This is a genomic window from Microcoleus sp. Pol12B3 (assembly GCF_036701355.1).
Classification (GTDB): Bacteria; Cyanobacteriota; Cyanobacteriia; order Cyanobacteriales; family Microcoleaceae; genus Microcoleus.
Window position 1 is genome coordinate 39,552 of the sequence record NZ_JAUBQS010000032.1, and the last position, 19,590, is coordinate 59,141.

At 43.7% G+C, this 19,590-nt stretch carries 17 protein-coding genes; 12 read left to right on the forward strand and 5 right to left on the reverse strand.

Annotation, left to right across the window (positions count from 1 at the left end):
* The first annotated feature begins 77 nt into the window (after positions 1-77).
* Positions 78-1,430, forward strand: a complete 1,353-nt coding sequence (gene dnaB / locus QUA53_RS17345) for a replicative DNA helicase (protein WP_333098708.1) — start codon at positions 78-80, stop codon at positions 1,428-1,430.
* Positions 1,431-1,465: 35 nt separating this feature from the next.
* Here the strand turns inward: dnaB and QUA53_RS17350 are convergent, their stop codons facing one another.
* Positions 1,466-2,011, reverse strand: a complete 546-nt coding sequence (locus tag QUA53_RS17350; protein ID WP_333085761.1) for a site-specific integrase — start codon at positions 2,009-2,011, stop codon at positions 1,466-1,468.
* 74 nt (positions 2,012-2,085) lie between these two features.
* A complete protein-coding gene (locus QUA53_RS17355) occupies positions 2,086-2,268 on the reverse strand; it encodes a hypothetical protein (protein WP_015179663.1) in 183 nt (60 codons plus the stop codon).
* Between the two features lie 425 nt (positions 2,269-2,693).
* On the opposite strand from QUA53_RS17355, the gene QUA53_RS17360 reads away from it, so the two are divergent.
* From QUA53_RS17360 to QUA53_RS17380, 5 genes are all read left to right on the forward strand, one after another.
* A complete protein-coding gene (locus tag QUA53_RS17360; RefSeq protein WP_333098706.1) occupies positions 2,694-3,041 on the forward strand; it encodes a hypothetical protein in 348 nt (115 codons plus the stop codon).
* Positions 3,013-3,327, forward strand: coding sequence for a helix-turn-helix domain-containing protein (locus QUA53_RS17365; RefSeq protein ID WP_333045410.1), 315 nt, complete (start codon positions 3,013-3,015; stop codon positions 3,325-3,327). The genes QUA53_RS17360 and QUA53_RS17365 overlap by 29 nt, the downstream gene beginning before the upstream one ends.
* 143 nt (positions 3,328-3,470) lie before the next feature.
* The gene (locus QUA53_RS17370; protein WP_041623899.1) at positions 3,471-3,665 is read left to right on the forward strand and encodes a hypothetical protein; all 195 of its coding nucleotides are present in this window, start codon (positions 3,471-3,473) and stop codon (positions 3,663-3,665) included.
* A 459-nt stretch (positions 3,666-4,124) separates the two neighbouring features.
* Positions 4,125-5,366 (forward strand): hypothetical protein, encoded by a 1,242-nt coding sequence (locus QUA53_RS17375; protein WP_333098705.1) that lies wholly within the window; start codon positions 4,125-4,127, stop codon positions 5,364-5,366.
* Positions 5,367-5,575: 209 nt separating this feature from the next.
* On the forward strand, positions 5,576-7,003 hold the full coding sequence (locus QUA53_RS17380; RefSeq protein WP_333045413.1) for a DEAD/DEAH box helicase: 1,428 nt from the start codon (positions 5,576-5,578) through the stop codon (positions 7,001-7,003).
* 464 nt (positions 7,004-7,467) lie between these two features.
* On the opposite strand, the gene QUA53_RS17385 is transcribed toward QUA53_RS17380, so the two are convergent.
* The gene (locus tag QUA53_RS17385; protein WP_333098703.1) at positions 7,468-7,704 is read right to left on the reverse strand and encodes a hypothetical protein; all 237 of its coding nucleotides are present in this window, start codon (positions 7,702-7,704) and stop codon (positions 7,468-7,470) included.
* Positions 7,705-7,726: 22 nt separating this feature from the next.
* On the opposite strand from QUA53_RS17385, the gene dnaN reads away from it, so the two are divergent.
* The 3 genes from dnaN (at position 7,727) to holA (ending at position 12,202) form a co-directional block, all read left to right on the forward strand.
* Positions 7,727-9,124 (forward strand): DNA polymerase III subunit beta, encoded by a 1,398-nt coding sequence (dnaN, locus tag QUA53_RS17390; protein WP_333045415.1) that lies wholly within the window; start codon positions 7,727-7,729, stop codon positions 9,122-9,124.
* A gap of 709 nt (positions 9,125-9,833) precedes the next feature.
* Positions 9,834-11,249, forward strand: a complete 1,416-nt coding sequence (gene dnaX / locus QUA53_RS17395; protein ID WP_333098701.1) for a DNA polymerase III subunit gamma/tau — start codon at positions 9,834-9,836, stop codon at positions 11,247-11,249.
* Positions 11,246-12,202: a DNA polymerase III subunit delta gene (gene holA, locus QUA53_RS17400; protein ID WP_333098700.1), complete on the forward strand. Its 957-nt coding sequence runs from the start codon at positions 11,246-11,248 to the stop codon at positions 12,200-12,202. Before dnaX ends, holA begins: the two co-directional genes overlap by 4 nt.
* Before the next feature lie 353 nt (positions 12,203-12,555).
* On the opposite strand, the gene QUA53_RS17405 is transcribed toward holA, so the two are convergent.
* On the reverse strand, positions 12,556-14,037 hold the full coding sequence (locus tag QUA53_RS17405; RefSeq protein ID WP_333098699.1) for a transposase: 1,482 nt from the start codon (positions 14,035-14,037) through the stop codon (positions 12,556-12,558).
* Between the two features lie 67 nt (positions 14,038-14,104).
* Between QUA53_RS17405 and QUA53_RS29250 the strand changes: the two genes are divergently transcribed.
* From QUA53_RS29250 to QUA53_RS17415, 3 genes are all read left to right on the forward strand, one after another.
* A complete protein-coding gene (locus tag QUA53_RS29250; RefSeq protein WP_445243051.1) occupies positions 14,105-14,248 on the forward strand; it encodes a transposase in 144 nt (47 codons plus the stop codon).
* Between the two features lie 174 nt (positions 14,249-14,422).
* Positions 14,423-17,056 carry a DEAD/DEAH box helicase gene (locus QUA53_RS17410; protein WP_333098697.1) on the forward strand — a complete coding sequence of 878 codons (2,634 nt, stop codon included), beginning with the start codon at positions 14,423-14,425 and terminating at the stop codon, positions 17,054-17,056.
* A gap of 230 nt (positions 17,057-17,286) precedes the next feature.
* Positions 17,287-18,468: a hypothetical protein gene (locus QUA53_RS17415; protein ID WP_333098695.1), complete on the forward strand. Its 1,182-nt coding sequence runs from the start codon at positions 17,287-17,289 to the stop codon at positions 18,466-18,468.
* Between the two features lie 7 nt (positions 18,469-18,475).
* On the opposite strand, the gene QUA53_RS17420 is transcribed toward QUA53_RS17415, so the two are convergent.
* A complete protein-coding gene (locus QUA53_RS17420) occupies positions 18,476-19,474 on the reverse strand; it encodes a hypothetical protein (RefSeq protein WP_333098692.1) in 999 nt (332 codons plus the stop codon).
* Positions 19,475-19,590: the final 116 nt, after the last annotated feature.

The following is a 19,590-nucleotide window of genomic DNA, read 5'->3' on the forward strand; positions in this document are numbered from 1 at the left end:
ATGTAGACAGCATCTAATCCTTTAGACAACTTTTAGTACAGTTTAATTAACAACAAGCTCAAAGGAGAATACCAGACATGGCAGTCAGTTTTGTTGACAAAAGGCCGATCAATATTGATGCAGAGGAAGCAATTTTAGGCGGAATTCTGATCGACCCAATCGCGATTAACCGAGTCGCAAATATTCTGCGTCCCGAAGCGTTAGCAATTACAGTCCACCAACACATTTATCGGGCCGCTTTAGCGCTGCACTCTAAGGAGCAGCCCACAGATTTGATGAACGTCACCACCTTCCTCGACGACCACAACCTGCTGGAAGTAGTAGGGGGTCAAACCAAACTGGTAATGCTGGTAGACCGAACTGTTTCAGCCGTCAACATCGACCAATATGCCTTGCTAGTCGTAGACAAGTTTGTCCGGCGCGAACTCATCAAAGTTGGTAATGACCTCGTGCAGCTTGGCTACGAAACTTCCACCGAATTGGATGCGATACTAAATAAAGCCGAGGAAAAGATTTTTGCCCTCAATAAGTACAAAGAAGAGCGGCAAAAAGCTATTCGGCCTCTCTCGGAATACTGCGGGGAGCTTTGGCGATATCTAGATGAAATTGAGGAAGAGCGCTTGGAGACTGCTAACTACTTTCCTGGAATCAGCACAGGGTTTTACGACCTCGACGACCTATTGGGAGGCGGATTTTACCGAGGTGAATTGATTGTTATAGGAGGTCGTCCGGGCAGTGGCAAAACAGCTTTGGCTTGTGCCCTTGGCTACAACATTGCTTGCCTTCCCACGAACGGTCGAGTTTTGATGTTTTCGATGGAAATGCCAGGTCGGGACTTGGCAGCGCGACTAATGGCACTTGAGAGTGGGGTGTCGGTGAAAGATATCAGGAAAGTTAACCTAGCTGGTAAGTACGAAGTCCTAGCTTCGGCTTTAGGGAAAGTTAGCGATGCTGATTTTTGGATAGACGAAAGTTTGGAACCGTCTCCCTTGGAGATTCGTTCCAGAGTTAGGGAGTTTGTTTGTGAGCGCGGCCCATTGGGTTTGGTAATTGTTGATTACTTGCAATTGATGGTGAATTCGGCGGATGAAAATGTTGTCAATAAAATTAGCGAAATTACGCGGCAGATGAAGATTTTGGCTCGCGAGGTTGACGCGCCGGTTGTGCTGCTTTCTCAGCTCAATCGGGGGGTAGAGACTCGCACGAACAAGCGTCCAAGTTTATCGGATTTGCGTGGCTCTGGTGGAATTGAACAGGATGCGGATGTTGTGCTTGGAGTTTACAGGGACGATTATTACAATCCTGATTCTCCTGATAGAGGAATGGCTGAAATTATTGGATTGAAAGGGCGCAATAGCGGAACGGGAACGGTTAAGTTGCTGTTTGATGCTGAATGCTGTCGGTTTCGGAATATCTATAAACTGCGGTAATATTAAAGGACAGGAAAATATTGAGCTCTGTCGCCTTACTTCAAGAGCCCAATCGCCTTGACAAGCTGTTCCGGCTGTACCTCCAAATAGCGCTGGAGACTCGACAAATTTTTGTGTCCCGAAATCTCCATAATCACCCGCAGCGGCACCCCCGCATTGCTCAAATTAGTCAGCGCCGTCCGCCGCATCGAATGTGTTGAAGCCCCCTTAATTCTTACCCGCTTGCAAGCTTCTTTAAAAATCACATCCGATGCGGCGCGAGTCAAAGGCTTCGTATTGTCTCGCCCCGGAAACAAAAAACCCACATCTGGATTGTAAGCCTTTAAATACTTAGCCAGCATAGGATGGAGCGGCAGCGTTCGCGTTGCTGATTTCCCCTTTGTCGTCGCTTTCCGCAACGTAACTGACCCCCCAACAATGTCGTGAGTTGTTAAAGCTAACGCCTCTGAAATGCGGCAGGCGCAGTAAAAAGTTACAGCAAACAAAAGCCTGTCCCTTGCTGTAATAAAACCCCGGTCAAACAGTCGGTCAATTTCTGCGGGCGTCAAAATCTTAGCGCGCCCATTCCCTTGAACCTTCACGGCGCAGCCCTCTTAGCGTAAATTCCTTCATTATTGGACGAAAGGGACATTACGTCAAGTAGGCTAACTGGCTTCTATTCTTTGATGGCCAACCAAATCCGGCTCAATCGCTTTCTGGGCAATCGGAGGCGCTTGTTGCAACTTACTTCCCGCTTATTGCTATTCAACTGACTAGAATTCTCAGGAAAGTTGATAATCGGCAAGGTGGCGATCGCGTCTATGAGGTCTCTGAAAGTAACAGGTTCAAGGGCTGTCATAACACCGCGCTACCAAGAAAATTATTAGTAGCTAATCTAATTATACTATTGTTTGATTCTACCTGCAACCTTTTTGGCTGGCTGGTTATATTCTGAATAACAAGTCATCAATATTCTCCAATAGTCCTTCTACTTCCCGGTGTGGTTCGATTTGGAGACGTTTGTCGATCATCGCGCCTCGCTGACGAAAGCAACTACACCTTTACTATACCAGTCTGCTGCAACCGGACTTGACATCAACGCGATTGGGCGGTATCTCAAAAAACTGATAGCCTAGCCAGAGTTGGGCTTTGAGAATAGTTCGTCAAATATAGATTCCAATTGATTGATTTAAGGAAATATCGCCCAGCAATTTCTTTATCAAGAAATTGGCCTAAAAACCTATCAAAACAAATCTGTTGCAGTCGATGCACAGTTAATAACTCATGTCAATCTCAAAAGGAAAGCGAGATTTGATTTCGGCCCTGCCACTAAAACATTTGAATGATATACCACCTTCAACTGAGTTGCCTGCAAGTTTTGCCAAAATTCATCCCCCGCGCTTTGAGTGTGGCGAGATGGTGCGCTGGGCAGATGTTGGTGAAGAAGGTGACTGGGGAATAGTTATTGGCAATTTTTACAACTACGAACCGCGCCGTTACTGTTGGATGTGGTGCTACATAATTTGGTTGGCTCCTAATTCCAAGAGTACAGCTTGGTGTCAATTTGACACGGCGTGGGAAGAAGATTTAGAGAGGTATGAGGATGAAAAAGCCGCCTACTTTGACAGATAGAGAACGCAATTTGATTGCAGTTTACAGCCAATGCCAATTGGGAATGACGCCGAAACAGTTTTATGTCAAGTGGGGGGTAAGTTACGAGCAAATTGCCTCCATTTGTTCCCGCTCTGATTCGACAGTACAGGGTTGGTTTAAGCGGGGGAAAAATCGAAGATTTCCTACTGCTGTTGATTTGCGCCATTTGGCAGTAATGGATTTTCTGCTGGAACACTTTGAGGAGATTCCCGACGTACTGGCGAACTTGCTGTGTCCGCATTCCGAAGATAAGAAGGTGCGTTAGAAGAGAATTTGAGCAGTTTAAAGCACAAACCTAATTAATTGTCAAGGTCAGCGTGACCTGTCTTGAAGAATATTCTCTCAACTAGCGTAATGGCAAGCAAGGAAAAAAGAACGCAACCTATTACTGTCGCTGGTGAGGTTAAAATGACTTATTTTGAGAGATTGCATCCGTGGTGCATCATTAAGCTGCTTCCTAATTGTCAGCGTATTGTTGTGGCGCGATTTCGCAGGAGGAGGGATGCAGACGATCATTTTCGGGTTTTGCAGCGGTTTGTCAAAGAATTCACATTTGTGATTGTTTTTGACATCCCACCCAAGCCTACTTTGCCTAAAGAATAACGACGCAGCTCTGTTTGAAATCGAATTAATCGATATAGCTGCGTTAGATTAATATATCCGCTTTCGGGCGAATTACCCCAGCTACAGCTCCTACTGATAGCTGGGGTAATTTTTTATCTACTGGGGGCTGTTAACTGGAGTGATAAATGCTCAAAACCGGGTTTGTTAAACTCTACTAACTAGAGCTTGTTATTAGAGTTTTAATTGACGCAAAGGAGCCATCGCATTTTGTATCGATTTCTCTAATTATATGAGTAATAATCCTAAAGTTGATAGCTGTGCGCTCCTAGGGCTGGCAGATACCAGTATAGTTGGCGATTGCAACAGAGTCTCCCCTCTAACAACAGCTAAGTCATGTCCGGCAATTGAAGCAAGAACCATGAGTTGAGGAAATCTCTAAATTAATTAAAAGCTATTCCCTAGCGGGAGAAGTTGAGGGATAACCAACTTTTTGCTTTTATGAACCCTAACAAGTCTATTATAAACCCCCACAACACCTTTCCTGAATCAGCTAGCCAGCACTTCCCTCAAGCCAAAGAAGTAGTTGCAGTAATTTTTCCTTTCCTCATTCCCGCACCTGCTGAAGAACATCCCTTCAGGTTAAATGATATCGTTAAAACTGGTAACCAATACGGTACTGTTACTTCTCTCAATCAAACTGAAAAACCTGTGACAATTACTTGGGACGCAAGTTCGGGCGAAAAGGCATTTTCTTGGACTTATAGCCTTGATGAAATCCGCGTCCTTAAAATCTCTATCGTGCCTCAGTTTATTCCTCAAAATACTGCGGGAGAACTTCCAGCTTGCACAACTATCGTACTCGCTAATTCCGAACAGATACAATTTAGTAACGCAACTCGTTTCAAAGTAGAATCGCTCACTGAACAGCACATTCTCATCTCTGCTCTCGACCAATTGTATCACTTTCCCATCAACCTGTTTCCCGGCTACCCGACAATTTGTACCATAGATATCCCGACACCCCAGCAATTAAAAGCCGCCAGCTATTTATCTGTTACCGATATCAGAATCAGAGCTAAAACGCATTTAGCTCTCGAAGTACCCGACAACTTTTTAGAATTCGCTATGCCAATCTACAAACAGCAGTTAAAAGAAAAAATAGCTCAACAATTGAGCGAACAAAATTACCAACTTCTCGACTTTGACATAGCTTGGGAAGAAGCCTGGAAGCAGCAGTTAGAAAACCTAACAAAGAAACAAGGCTTCTACGGATTTAGAGAGGGAGATTGCATTTTACAGCACCGAGAAGGATTTCAACGAATGGGGAGAGTCCAACACTTGAACGTTGAAGAGCCACGTCCATTTCACATCCAGTGGAACAGCGGAGAACTCCTAAGTTACACCTTGAGAGAACTCAAAGGTTTGGGTATTGCCCGCATCAAACCTATTGTTAAATTATCGCCCAATGTGGCTTATCAAATTAGCGAAGACGGCTCCTACTTTACAGCTTGGATTGGGTTTCGTACTAAAGCACTAGCTAAAGCGTGGCTAATACCTGTCAAAAAGCTAGTCGGCAACTTGAGCAACTTAATTGAGTGCCAAATTTATGAACTGCAACATACAGGTTCTAAATATGAGTATGCTGTAGAATGTCCCCGACATAAAACATTAAATAAGCGTCTTGAAGCTCTGGAAAAAGTTGTTAAACTTGATTTAGAAAGGATGCCATTTAGGAGATGAGTGGGAAGTAGCGAGCACTCCGTAGGGTGTAAACGGTGCTTTTTTGCTGGGACAAAAAACAGAAAAATTTCCTATTTGTCTTAAAAGTTTTATTAACAAGACTTAGGAATCTTCCTTGCCCGGAATCTAAAAAACCTACTCTTGAAAGACTTCCCCGTCAAGCTAACGCTTAATCAGAGGTTGATAAAATTAGTAACGGACGCTAACTAATGATTCAAACCTTACTCGAACAACCCCAAAAACTTACACAATTTCCCTTCACGCTCAAACCGCAACAGCAGCAAGCCCTCGACAAATTGAGAACCTTTCTAACCACTACCGAGTCATTCTTCTTGCTGTGCGGCTATGCAGGAACTGGAAAATCCACAATTGTTTTTCAAATTATCCAAGAACTCTTGAGTCAAAGCAAACGCATTGCCCTCACAGCACCTACTAACAAAGCAGTCGGCATCCTCAGAAAAATGGCAGCGTCTCAAGGCATTTTCGGAGTTGATTTTATGACAATACACCAACTTTTAGGATTAGGCATGGTCAGAAAAGAACAAGAAAAAGCCTTGTCACAGACAAGTTCCAGCAGCCTTCACCTCTACGATATCATCTTCCTCGACGAATGTTCGATGGTTGGAAGCGAATTGTGGAAATGGATAGAACGCAATTTTGAACGCACATTCTTCAATCACCGCAAGCTAATTTTAATGGGCGACCCCGCTCAACTCAATCCTGTAGGAGACAAAAAGTCGCCTGCTTTCAGCATTACCAATAAAGCTGTACTGACCAAAGTTGTCAGGCAAGCAGGGGAAAGCCCTGTGCTCGATTTCATAACAGAATGCCGCTCTTTTGTCAATAGCAAAGCAGACATATTTTTGCCACACTCTAAATACAAAAAAGGAGACAAGTCAAACGGTGCATTCAAAGTTAAATCAGAAACGCTGCTACAATATGCCGTCAAAACGATCGATCTAGAATTTAGTCAAAATCCCGATCGTTTCAGAATTCTGTGCTGGACTAACAAACGAGTCAGATACTACAATCAGCTTATCAGAGAACAAGTCTACGGTCAAGCTGCACCCCAATTTGTACCGGGAGAAAGGCTAATTACCAAAAAACCCGTCATGGCACCTGACGGCAAAACCGTAATTTTACCGACTTCAACGGAATTTACCGTCAAGGAAGTTGAGATTAACCAGCACGGAGGCTATCGAGTTTGGCTGCTAAAAATTGTGACTGATGACGGTTTATTTCGGCAAATCTTTGTCCTGCACGAGTCTGAAAATAAGCGCTACCAGGCTGAACTTAAAGAAAAGCTAAAGAGTGCTAAACGCAATGGATTTCTTTGGAGGAAATATTACTGGTTCAAAGATGACTTGTTTGCTGAAATTAACAATTGCTTTGCTCTGACTATTCACAATTCGCAAGGCAGCACTTTTGATGAAGTTGGCATTGACGGAAGCGACCTTTTCAGCAGATTGTTAATCGGTCAAGATTTGAGCAGTCAACAGAAACTTAAAGAGTACCATCGACTTTATTATGTCGGTGCAAGCCGCTGCCGATATCGGATATTATTTGTTGCCCCCAATGACTCGTACTCAAACAATAAAATTCTCAAGTACAATGTAAACTTCTCAACCAAGAGGTAAAGTCTTCAACCAAGAGGCACATACGTTTGTAGAAAACAGTCAGTAACACTCAACTTTCAAAAAGCTTCTCCATCGGGACTTAGGCTGCATAAATCAATTTTTACACTATCTGTAGTAGTAACGTGTGCCATCAGCACCTACAAGTACAGTCCTGGGCGCAACTGGCACAATTAGTAAGGTGCGCTACTATCCCAAACCCTCGATAATCGCCTTATAACGAAAGTCTGACGCACCCTACAAATCGATTGGACTATGCCAGTTGCGTAATTCCTAAAGTAGAGTCTGTGCGTAAGTCCTATTTATAAAATAAGGCGAACAAGGAAACGAAAGGGCAAGGGGAAAGAGAAGATAAAGATGGAGATAAAAACTTTAGTTGTGGGTTGATAGCAACGCTCAAAAAATCAATAATTGTATCGATACCCACCGAGTTAGATACAAAATGTCTACCCTTCAATCCTATGTTTTTAAGCGTGGGTTCCTTCTCTTTCTCCTTTTCCTTCTCTTTCTCCTTTTCCTTCTCTTTCTCCTTCTCCTTCCCCTTCCCACTCCTCTTTCTCAACAACCTGAATAAGTGCTGCTACCGCAGCGGCCAATCGCACCCCTGACACCAGACTAATTATGGCAAAATCTCGACTAACAGGAACACCCCCTAAAGAGGAAAATTGGGAGAGAACAGTTAAGAAAAAACGCTCGAGTGCCACAGCACATAATTCTGCCAAAACTGTGAAGAAATCAGTCAAAGCAACAACTGAAACTGACTCGGTTTGCGAACCCTTAACAATCTCTCCACAAAAAGTAGAAGCCTCGCAAACTTGCACAAATTTTGCAGCACTTCCAGCCGTCGATGCTCCTTCTCTAGAAACATTGTCAAATGAGGCAATATTGCCTTCCCCTTCTACTCTCCCATCAGCTATTGAAGTTGCCTGCAATTCAAGAGAATTCAACGATTATATACAAGCCCTGAAAGGCATCATTCCCAGCAATAGCAGCCATCCCATTTTGTCCAATATTTTGATTGAAGCTGATGCAGAAACTCAACATTTGCATCTAACTGCCTACAACTTAGAATTTGGAATGCAAGTGAGCTTTGGTGCGAATGTCAATCAATCTGGAAAGCTTACCCTCCCCGCACCCATACTTGCTGACATTCTGGGAAAATTTCCTAACGGCAGCCTTACCTTAAAGAGTTCTTCTGAAATTATTAAAGGAAGCCACGTTCCATCAGTCAGTGCCACTCTGAGTGCGTCAAGAAGCAAGCACGCCATTCGCGGGCTAGCTGCGGACGAATTTCCGGCTATCCCCAGCGTTCAACAGAAACTTGTAACGCTTCCTGCTAGCGTGTTAATTTCTGTCCTAAAAGCTAGCTTATTTGCTGTAAGTTCTGAGGAAAACAAACGCATTTTAACAGGAGGGAATTTTCAACTCAGTCACGACGCAGACAGAGGACTCGATCAACTGAGAGTTTGGACGACAGATGGGCATCGGATAGCAATGGTTTTAGGATTGAACGAAAGCGGCAATTCCTATCTTTTGAGCCGTCAAGTAGTTAATTTTACTGTCCCTGCTAAGGTACTCCGGTTATTGGAGCGTTCTTTGAATTCTGCTGACAAAGTTACGATTTACTATGAAGGTTTGCCAGAGGAACCTAGTAATTTTGTCGCATTCGAGTGGAATAATTGGCGGTTGACAACGAAGTTGCTAGAAGGGCAATATCCAATTTGTGACCAAATTATCGCTCCCTATCGGCATCAATTTAGCCATCAAGTGGTGGTTGAGAGGCTGAGCTTTTTAAAAGCCTTAGAGAGGTTAGCTTCTCACAGCGACAAGTCTCACCTAACAGCTATTTTAGAATTCGATTTAGATGCCCAACAAGTGCGAGCATCACTCAACAATACTCTCAGTTCAGGAACTGAGACAGTTGATGCCAAGCTATGGGGTTGTGAGTTTTGTCTCAAGTGTGACATCCGCTATTTGATTGATACAGCCAAAGCAATTTCCAGCTCTGATTTGCGGGTGTTAATGGCAACTCCTACCGCTCCCCTACTGATTGCACCGTTTGGAACGCCTGCGTCGGGTACAGAGGCTTTAGAGTGCGAATATATTGTCGCTCCGCAAGAATAGTCGTGCATGTGGGAGTGGCATCTATATTTGATGCCCTCTCCTGCAAAAATTCGGAGCCTATTGCTGTAAGTAGTTGGACAGAATTAATTACACAAAATAAAATCTAAAATTTTCTTCCTGTGAGCCTTACAAAATTATATCTGGGTAAATATTTCTGTCCAACTACTTATAAATTAGGAGGGTTTAAGTGGTTTTTGCCCATACCACAGTAAATTGTCTACAAACACCACATATATTTTACTACTTTTTTTTTAGCTAAGCAACGATTTTGCTGGTAAATTAGTGAGTTTTAATGTCTCTCTCCATTGGTTTAAATAAGCTCGCGACAGCCGACAATTGGCATCTTTAAAACTCCCTACATCGCAAGTAAGCGGGGTGTAAATTGCCCCAGTATTGGGATCTGGAATCAGTTTCCACTCGCTCAAACCTTTTGCTTTCGATTTTTCCTTCATGCCGTGCTTTTTTGCTGTATCTCAGCAGCAGATGGTTTAGCAATTTTTTCTTGCGGTAGTGTGTTCGGCGCGCCAGCGCCAACAACTGAGCCAGGACTTACGCAAAAAATACTTGGTAACACTATTGGTAGCGGTAAAATGCACAATTTTTATACTACAGATAGAGCTTATGCGTAAGTCATATGAGTTTAACTTCAGGCACGGCTCACGGCTCCCCTATCGGGGAATAGTTACCAGAAGTATTCTAACCACTCAAAATGTACCAACCACTGCACCTCAAATACCGCCCCAAAAACCTCCAAGAATTAGTGGGTCAAGACACCATCAAAACAACCTTGACCAATGCCATCACCTCCGACAAAATTGCTCAAGCTTACCTATTCACTGGCCCCAGAGGAACAGGCAAAACTTCAACCGCTCGCATTCTTGCTAAATCCCTCAATTGTTTGAATAGCAAAAAGCCAACCGCCACTCCTTGCGGAGAATGTTCAAGCTGCAAAACCATTGACTCCTGTTCAAGCTTAGACGTAACTGAAATCGATGCTGCCTCTCACAATGGCGTGGATGATGCCAGAGAATTAATACAACACAGCAACTTTGCGCCAGCGATGAGCCGTTACCGCATTTGGATTTTAGACGAGTGTCACCAACTCAGTACCAGCGCTCAAAATGCTCTCCTCAAATGCCTTGAAGAACCTCCGGCTCATGTGGTGTTTATTCTCTGTACGACTGAAGCACATAAAGTCCTGCCGACAATTATCTCCCGCTGCCAAACTTTTAACTTCCGAGCCTTGTCAGTTGATGCTATTATCGGACAATTGCACAACATTAGCTCCGCTGAATCTATTGAGATCGCAAGTGAGGCGATGCGGGCGATCGCTCGCACCTGCGACGGAGGGTTAAGAGATGCCTTGCAATTACTCTCTCAGCTTTCACTGCTAAACTCAGAGATTACCCTAACTCAAGTTGCAGAAGTATCTGGCAGTATCAGCGAGCAAGAGTCGATCGCCCTTCTCAAAGCCATTCATTCTGGCGATACCTTAAGCGTACTGCAATCTTCGAGAACGCTCATTGACAGCGGCAAAACCCCTAAACTGATTCTCAGCAGCTTGCTAGCAGCAATGAGAGATTTGCTCATTGTCAAATCAACGCGCCACTGCCAGAATTTAATTGCAGGGCCAGTAGGCTATTCACAACTGCGCTCGCTCGCTCTTCATTTCGATTTTGAAACAATTGATGCGGCTTGTACACAATTGCAAAAATCAGAATTTCAATTGAGAACTAGCACCAATGCTGCTACTTGGTTAGAAGTTTGTCTGCTGAACTTGATGCTGTCAAGCAAACCCGCTGCCCCCGAAACGCGATCGTCGGCAACTTCCCCATCTAATCAGCCTGACAATTGTGATAAAACCCCTCAAAAAATAGAGGCAGATTCTCCTGACTTTGAGACAACTTGGGCGCAAGTAGTAGCAGCAGCGAAACCAGGCAATCGTAGCCTCTTAAACCGCGCTCAAATTGCCGAACTTTCGGCTGATTCATGTGTGTTAGCAGTAGAAAGAAAATACGCAAACAAGTTTCAGAGTCACCTTAAATCCGTGCAGCGGATCGTTACTAAAGCTTTAGGCCGCTCTGTTACTGTAACTGTCAAACAACAGGAGGAGTTAGCAGCATGATTAGCATCCTAATTGGGAATGATACCTACGCAATTGAACGAGAAGTTGAAAATTTTAAGACTCAAACTCATCCTCTCTGGCGAGATTTCAACATCCACCGCTTCGATGCTTCTTCCCTGGATGCAGCCCTCTCTGCTGCTGCTTCAGTTCCTTTCGGCGGTGGAAACAAACTTATTGTCGTTGAAAATTGCGATTTCAAGCAATTTGGAGAAATGGGGCTAGAATTGCTGCAAATTTTGCCCCAATTACCTGCTACAACGCACTTAGTCTTCACTGCTGCTGTTATCGACAAACGGCTCAAGGTAGTCAAGCATTTGTTGCACTTTGGTAAACTTAAGGAGTTTACTCTCATTCCCCCTTGGCGTACTGATTTGATTGAAAGTGTGATCGCTACTACTGCTAAACAGATGAATCTCTCAATTGCCAGAGATGCTGTCAGTTATCTAGCGGTAGCCATTGGCAACGATTCTTCTAGAATGATTAAGGAACTGGAGAAATTAGCTATTTATGCAGCGGGATCTCGCATTACCAAAGAAGCTGCTAAAATCCTCGTTCCAGCTACCACAGCCAACTGTTTTCAACTTGCCGAAGCTCTTTTAAAAGGTCAAGCAGTGGCGGCAATTAAGGTGCTTGATGAATTGCTATCTCGGGCAGAGTTTCCTTTAGCAATTATTGCCACTCTCCAAACTCAGTTTAAAACTTGGCTTTGGGTAAAAGCTACTATCAATTCCGACCAACAACGTTCTGATAGCGAAATTGCTAGTATGTGCGGAATTAGTAACCCGAAGCGGCTGTATTTCCTTAAGCAGGAGGTTAAGGAAGTATCTGCGAACTTCTTAAGTCGATCGCTCTCCATTTTGTTTGATTTAGAAATTGCTCTCAAAACAGGGGATAAGCCTGACTCGATGTTGCCTGCTTTGCTCAGCATCACTCAACTCACTCACCTTAAATAACAGGAAAGCGCTGCCGAGTTAATTCGGCAGTCTTTCATTAACAATCCTGGAGGCAAAAACTGCTTTGCAACACTATTGGTAGCAGTAAGGTGCGCGGCGTAACCTACAGATAGAGTTTATGCGTAAGTCTTAATTAACTGTAGTGATAAAGAAGTTGTTTTTCTCATTAATTTATCAAAGAAGTTTTTGAGTTTATTTATCGCACTAGGTCGCTATTTTTGTTTAATAACAGCTCATCTTTCCTGCATCATCCAAACGAGAAAGCCCAAAATTTGCTCAACCGGAGGTAGTGGATAATCTGTAAGTTGACACTCCCACCCCTAAAGGGGATGGGATTCTTTAGAGATTTCGCTCTAAATACCCCAAAGAGACAATTGCTTGCCCTGTGGGTTCTCGCCCACACGCCGTTTGCCTTTTAAAGGCAGCGTGTTAACTGACGAGCGTTCGTACAATTCAACCTCAAAGAGATTCAACTGTACTGGTTTCGACGAGTCCCGCCGTACCATTTTCGATTTAATCTTTTTGACAATATTCAACTTGTAGGTTTCTATCGCCTTAACTTTCACATTCCTTGCAGCTTGCAAATTTGCATCATCAATATGCCCACAATTGGTACAGATAAACTTTTCACCATTGCGGCTATCTTTATCAATATGCTTACACTTGCTACAAGTTTGACTGGTATGCCTTGGGTTAACTCGGTACAGCTTCTTGCCTGACTTCACAGCCAAATATTCAAGTTTTTGAGTTAACGCATACCAACTCGCATCAGCGATAGAACTATTTAAACCACGTTTAGCCGATTGACCGTTGGGGAGAAATCTACCAGATTCAGATTTAACAGGTTTGCACCGCTTCATCATGTTTTGTATCTGTAAATCTTCAACTACAACTGCATCGGATCTTTTAATAATCCGATTAGCTACATCCCACTGGTAAGATTCGCGACGCTGTTGAATTTTATTGTGCAGCTTGCTCACTCTAAGTTGAGCTTTACTGCGATTCTTACTACCTTTTTGCTTACGGCTAACCCGTCGCTGTCTGATTCGCATCAAACGCTTAGCTTTCTTGTGGGTAGCAAATCGCGGATTATCAATGGCGCTGCCATCAGAGAGATAAACCAATTTACCTAACCCCATATCGCAGCCAGTGATAGTTTTGATTTCACTATCTGGAATTACTGGGAAGCCTGGTATATCTTTGTTTTCTATCCTGACCGAGATATACCATCCATCAACTTTCTGTCTGATGGTTACGGTTTTAATCTCAAATCCTTCGGGGATAAGGCGAGAGTTGTAGAAACGCAGCCACCCAATTTTAGGGAGGTAAACTTTGTTACCTTTAATCTTGATTCTTCCTGGTTTGTAGCTAAACGATTTGAAATCGTGACGGCGCTTAAACTTCGGAAACCCTGCGCCCTTAAAAAACTTATTAAAGGATTCATTAACTCTGGCTGGAATTGACTGCAATACTCCAATATCAATACTTTGATACCAAGGTCTTGCCTCTTTTAACTCTTGCAGATTTGCATCTTGCATTAATGATGCTGACCGCTTAGGAGATGTATCTTTATATCCTTCTTTTTGGGCTTTACCGCCGCCCTCCTTCCAGGGGTTGGCGAGTTGGGTTCCTTTAGTAATACCGCAAGTCAAAGGCGTTATTTCTACCTGAGTCCTCAAGTCGCAATAATCACCGCAAATAAACTGCTGATGCCAACCATCAATCCTGTCACGCAAGCACCAATTGTAATTCGCTCTCAACATATCGAGCCACTGGATTAGTTTTTGGGATTGCTGCTGATTAGGTCTAAGTTTGTATTTGAAGCTTAAAAGCAAATTGCACCACCTCCTTAAATTATTGTACGAGGTTATTGTAGATGTTGACGACTTAACGACAATCAATATGCAAGATAAATACAGACTAAAAATTACATCAGTAACGCTTATTAGATACCATTTTATTTGGATTCCAGCTAGACGCAAGAAGGTGTTGATTGGTGCAGTGGCCGAACGCTTAAAACAACTACTGACAGATAAGTGTAATTAGCTCGTTGTAATCGCGCAGTGAGGTGGAAGTCTACCGCTTTGTTGGTTCCTGAACCCAAACCCATAATTGCTACCAAAATCAGTCCGACTCCCAGTTTTTTTATTAATTTCTTCTCTCGTTCTTTTTCCTACCTATCGGTAGTAAGAGAGAAAAGATTCATTCTTAGAGTGACCAATGCCTCCCAATTATATCAACCTTCTTTCCCAACTAATAGCCAGACATGATTTTCACCCAAATAACTTCCCAGAAGCAAGCCACTTGCAGCCAACTGCAACAGCCGATTTGTGTGAGTTTTTAGGCGAAGAGGTTATTTATCAGACAATCGCGACTGCTATAACTCCTAAGCTCTACAAAATTCCTCAAGACTTGCCGCCTTCAATAATTTCTGCTTTGCACAGCCAAGGCATTCAACAGCTTTATTCGCACCAAATTAAAACACTCAAAGCCGTGCGCCAGGGCAAAGATGTCATCCTCAGCACAGCAACAGCTTCTGGCAAATCTTTAAGTGCGTACTTGCCTATTTTAGAGGGCATTCTCCAACATCAATTTACTGCACTATCTATTTATGGCTTGAAAGCTTTAACAGCCGACCAAAGTCAAAAACTTGCCGATTTGCTCCAACTGATTCCTGAGCCTGCGCGCCCGCGCCTTGCCCTTCTAACTGGAGATACTCCTCCCAAAACCCGAGAACAATTATTAGCTGCAAATCCCAGCATAATCAGCGCCACACCAGAGTTAATTCACTATGCGCTGAAAGGCGTTCACTGGAGTCAGCCTTGGCAGCATTTTTTAAGTCGCCTCCGCTATATTGTCCTAGATGAAGCTCACACTTTTAACGGAGTTTACGGAGCTAACATGGCTAGCTTAATTCGCCGATTAAAATTGGCAGTAGACGAGCGCGGAGGTTCTTCTCAAAAACTGCAATTCCTGATATTGAGTGCTACCGTTGGCAATCCAGTTAAATTGGCGAAGTTACTATCTGGTAGAAGTCGAAAGCGAAATATCAATAAACCCGAGCGGTTAGTTTGGATTAACTCTAGCGGAGCTGCTGTCCCAGAACGGCAATTAATTGTTACTAAACCGACTCATGATGCTAATTCAGATGTTGCTCGCATCATTATGTTTTTGTTGCAGCAAGGGCAAAGCGGAATTTGCTTCGGTAACGGCCGACAAGCAATTAAGAACTTGTGGGCCACTTTTAAGCAAGAAGCTGTAACTCAAACTAACTCGGGAATTGAGTCGCAAGTAGCAATTTTTTACGGCAGTTTAACAAGCGAGCGCCGCATGGAAATTATTAACTCTTTGCAGTCAGGAACAGTTAAGTGTATCCTCAGCACTAGCGCTCTCGAAGCAGGAATTGATTTGCCTCAACTTGACTTTGCTATTATTAGGGGATGGCCGGGAAGCTTGCAAGCTTTTAGGCAGAGGGCTGGCAGGGCTGGTCGCGCAAACTCCGGTTTAATTGTCTTCATTCCCATTGCACAATCACCTTTGGATAACTATTTTGCCGAGCGCCCTGAATTGTTGGTGTCGGCCGAATCTGAATTGGTGAGCTTTAATGCCAATTATCCCATAGATATTGCCAAACATTTGATGTGCGCGGCTGTTGAAACTGGCATTCGGGCCAATAAGCTCAAGCACTACTTTGGCAAGAGCGCTCCTCAAATTGCAACGGCTTTAATTGAGCAAGGTGTTCTTCACAAAAGTCGGGATAAATTATGGGCTAAAGGCTTTCCCCATAAAGATGTAAACTTTCGAGGGGGAACGGGTTCTAGCACGATACAACTGGTGGATGCGGAGACTCAAGAAGAGATTGAACTCCTCAGTGCGGAGATTGCTTATCGAGAGGTATTTCCTGGTGCTATTTACCGCACGCAAAACTCAGACGGCTGTTTGGTGACTTATACTTCGCGCTCGCTCTTGAATGGCAAAGCTATTTTGCAAAACACCCCTGAAACTCGACTGTTTACTGTAGCGATTAGCCACACTCATACCAGCCTCAAGCAGAATTTGAGTTTGCCTCAACAAATCCCGTTGGTCATTCCAGAAGTTGAAGGAAATGTTCAAACCAATTCAACGGATAGTAAGGCAATTCCAGCTCAAGCTATTCTGGAACTGGTTTGGGGAGAAATTAGCCAACTCGTCACTGGTTATCAATTATTAACTCGCAATTACGAGTTAACTTGTCTCAATAGAAAGTGTGTCAATTACAAAGAGCATTTACCAAAATGTACTGCCTGTCCTGTTTGTGGCAAGAGAACTCGCTCTGCTGAGCTAACATCGGTTCTTAATGAGGTAAACTTTGAGCAACCTTACGAAATAAAATTTGCGACTCCTGTACTGCAAATTAGTTTTAATTCCCCGGTTGAATGTTATCTGCAACAGGTAGTAACAGCTACTCGCCAGGAATTGCTTCAATCTCAACAGGAGATTCCGCCCGGATATCAGCAGTTGTGGGAGTACCCCGCGAATTTGTTGGCTATTCACAGTTTCGGCCATCAAATTTTAGCAGCTTTACCTCTGACTATTTTGGCTTCACCTAATGATGTGAATTTTCTGGTAGAGAAGAGAGGTGCAAATGACTATGCAGGACTCTTTTACGATTTAGCAGAAGGAGGTTCGGGAACCTCGGAAGCTATTTTTCGTTCTCTCCCTCAATTAGCTCATGCGGCTGCTGAGTTAGCCCGCAGTTGTTCTTGCAGTTCTGGCTGTCCTAAATGTTTGATTCAGTCGGGATGCCCTGATGGTAACAAAGCTTTACTCAAGCAGGTGGGGCTGCTGCTGTGCGAAGCATTTTCTACTCCTTAAATATCAAAAGATTGGTGGAATAGACGGCTGAGAAATGGGAGGGAATGGGAGAGAGAAATAGGGAAAATGGGAGTGGGGAATAGAGTGTAGCTTTTTTCACACAAAAAAGCTACGCTCTATTCCCAATTTGTTTTTACTGTTTTTATTAAACAAGACGCTGCTTGCATCAACATAAAATTGTGCGAACCGCTACTGCGGTTTTTAGGGGTGCATTTTTCAGACTTGTACTCATGAAAAACAAGCTTGTCTTGCCAATCATTGACTCCAAAATTAGAGAGTCAACGCTGTTACATTTCAAAAATCAACCCTATAAACAAAAGAAAAAGCAAGCTTTAATCCCCAACCTCACACGAGATTTAAAGCATGGCTGGCTTTTAACAATTCTCGCACAAATAGACCGATGTTTATGGGGAAGGTGGGATTATTGGGCTTTGTGTCAAGCTGTCCCCGCTCATGCCTGGATGCGGTGGAAGATGGAGCCAATGCTAGCCATTCTGGAAAACAGAAAACCAGAAATTTTACCCAAATTTGTAATTGAGGAAACTTTGCCAGCAGAACCGATTCCCCAAATCGAATGGCAGCATTCTCCTACCGCAGAAGCCATGTTAGATAATAGCCTCAATTGCATTCCTCAACATGGAGAATGGAAAACTTGGTCAGCTTGGGACTATTTGGAGTTTTTCTTGGACTGGGTTTTGTTCGCATTCGGACATCCAGCTTACAAGATTTTACCCAAAGAACCTGCCGGCTGTGAAGGTGCATCAATGCGTCTTTATCAGATGTTTGACCTGTCAATTCTCATGCTGTATCCTGAAGATTATATGGGCAGACTGCTACCCCAAATTTGCGGAAAGACTGCTCAAAAAAGTTCAGGGTTTTATCCGACACCCTTAGCTTTGTGTCAGTTCATATCTAAGTTAGTCAGTGGTGATAAAACAGAGCGAATTTCCAGCTTCAATGAACCTGCGTGCGGTACGGGTGCTTTAATGTTAACACAGTCAAATTACTGTCTGAGCGGTATCGGTCAAGATATAGACCCTACTCTGTTAAAATGCGCTTTGTTTCAGTTTTATATGTTTTCACCTTGGCTGGCTGTTCCGATTTGGTGGTTGGGTCAAACTGATTTGCTCCTTGGCAATACTTTAAGTAGCGATAGACCTCAATCAATAAACGCTGCTTACTGGTATAATGAGTGGTTTGAGCCAGTCGAGTCCCAGGCTAAAAATCATACTGATTGTCCAGTCGAACATGAAATAAGTTCACGAGAAAGCTCAGAAGTTATTGACTTGAATGAGAAGACATCAATTTACTCAAATCCAGTAATTCAAGAAGTTGTTAAGGGCAAACGCCGATCCAGAAAAACGACAACATCTCCTCACCAATTTACGCTGTTTAATTTAGACGAATTCTAGCCCAATACTACTTACCAACTGCTGCTTGAAGGATTTGTGCTGCCCAATCTACTACAGCCAGCCCTTGAGTTTTAGCCGCATCTTGCATCTGGGCTTGCAGGTGTATCGGGAGCTGTAGAGTTAAGGTAAAAGTATCTCGTTGGGCTCGTCTTGCCTTTTTGACTAACTCTGGCTCGATCCATCGATCGAGCCACAATTTACATTTAGATCCTCGTTCGTTACCATCTTTCTCAATAAAGCTTAGTTTGCCTAGCTTTTGACAATAAAAACTGTGAGGGTCGTCTTGAACAGGCTCAAAACTGCAATGATAGCAATTCCAGCAGCTTCGGCATGGAGTTTCTTTCTGACTGGATGTTGCTCCCAATTCCCCAGCATTCTTTTGAGTGGATGCTGAAATTTCACGGTTTGACGGATGATTGGCTGTTTGAGTTCGTTGGTTTTTGGAACTGCTCTCGTTGTTAGACTTATTCCTCGAAATTTTTTTCTGGTGTTCTTCAACAACTTGGGCAACGTGAAAAGCCGTAAGTTTGCCGTTCGGAGCAGTAGAAACGGCTTGGGCCCAAGCCCTAGGCTGCTCTTGGGAGGGTAGTGCTGTTAGAGGGCGAACTTGGCGCTCATTGGCGGGAAGGATTTGTGCGCCATGGCGCACATTTTCATAGACGGTTGCCGCCTCGATCAATTGGTAAGCTGAGCGACGAGACATTTCCCACCGCTTAGTGCAATAGTCTTCAAAAGTCGAGAAGTCTTGTCGGTAGAGACGCCGATCGCGGATATGGCGCAAAGCTTGCCCTATTTCCCAAAAAGCTTTCAAGCTCCGTTCGACTGTAGCTTCCAAGCTGCTTAATTCTAATGCTTCAGCATCAGTGAGCGTGCTCTGGGCAGACAAATCTTTAGCGTCGGCTTTGTTTAGCTGGCAGTCCTGTGCAACTCTCGCAGTGAGTTCAGCGCTGCGAACAACAGAGAAGTTATGTGCATCAGAACCGCGAACTGTGTTGGAGGATGACATTGATGTTCCGTCCGTCTTGCGCGGTGCAAGATTAAGTATTGCATAATGCAAGAGTAGTTGCGTAATCGATTAAGGCTTTGATTGCTCAAATTTTGTAGAAAGGGCGTAAAATAGCG

What these genes read in the sequence shown, in the direction of transcription:
- QUA53_RS17365 (WP_333045410.1), top strand. Translation starts at nt 3,013, where the DNA reads ATGAAAAAGCCGCCTACTTTGACAGATAGAGAACGCAATTTGATTGCA.
- QUA53_RS17360 (WP_333098706.1), top strand. Translation starts at nt 2,694, where the DNA reads ATGTCAATCTCAAAAGGAAAGCGAGATTTGATTTCGGCCCTGCCACTA.
- QUA53_RS17380 (WP_333045413.1), top strand. Translation starts at nt 5,576, where the DNA reads ATGATTCAAACCTTACTCGAACAACCCCAAAAACTTACACAATTTCCC.
- QUA53_RS17355 (WP_015179663.1), bottom strand. Translation starts at nt 2,268, where the DNA reads ATGACAGCCCTTGAACCTGTTACTTTCAGAGACCTCATAGACGCGATC.
- QUA53_RS17370 (WP_041623899.1), top strand. Translation starts at nt 3,471, where the DNA reads ATGACTTATTTTGAGAGATTGCATCCGTGGTGCATCATTAAGCTGCTT.
- dnaB (WP_333098708.1), top strand. Translation starts at nt 78, where the DNA reads ATGGCAGTCAGTTTTGTTGACAAAAGGCCGATCAATATTGATGCAGAG.
- QUA53_RS17375 (WP_333098705.1), top strand. Translation starts at nt 4,125, where the DNA reads ATGAACCCTAACAAGTCTATTATAAACCCCCACAACACCTTTCCTGAA.
- holA (WP_333098700.1), top strand. Translation starts at nt 11,246, where the DNA reads ATGATTAGCATCCTAATTGGGAATGATACCTACGCAATTGAACGAGAA.
- QUA53_RS17420 (WP_333098692.1), bottom strand. Translation starts at nt 19,474, where the DNA reads ATGTCATCCTCCAACACAGTTCGCGGTTCTGATGCACATAACTTCTCT.
- QUA53_RS17410 (WP_333098697.1), top strand. Translation starts at nt 14,423, where the DNA reads ATGCCTCCCAATTATATCAACCTTCTTTCCCAACTAATAGCCAGACAT.
- QUA53_RS17415 (WP_333098695.1), top strand. Translation starts at nt 17,287, where the DNA reads ATGAAAAACAAGCTTGTCTTGCCAATCATTGACTCCAAAATTAGAGAG.
- dnaX (WP_333098701.1), top strand. Translation starts at nt 9,834, where the DNA reads ATGTACCAACCACTGCACCTCAAATACCGCCCCAAAAACCTCCAAGAA.
- QUA53_RS29250 (WP_445243051.1), top strand. Translation starts at nt 14,105, where the DNA reads ATGCAAGATAAATACAGACTAAAAATTACATCAGTAACGCTTATTAGA.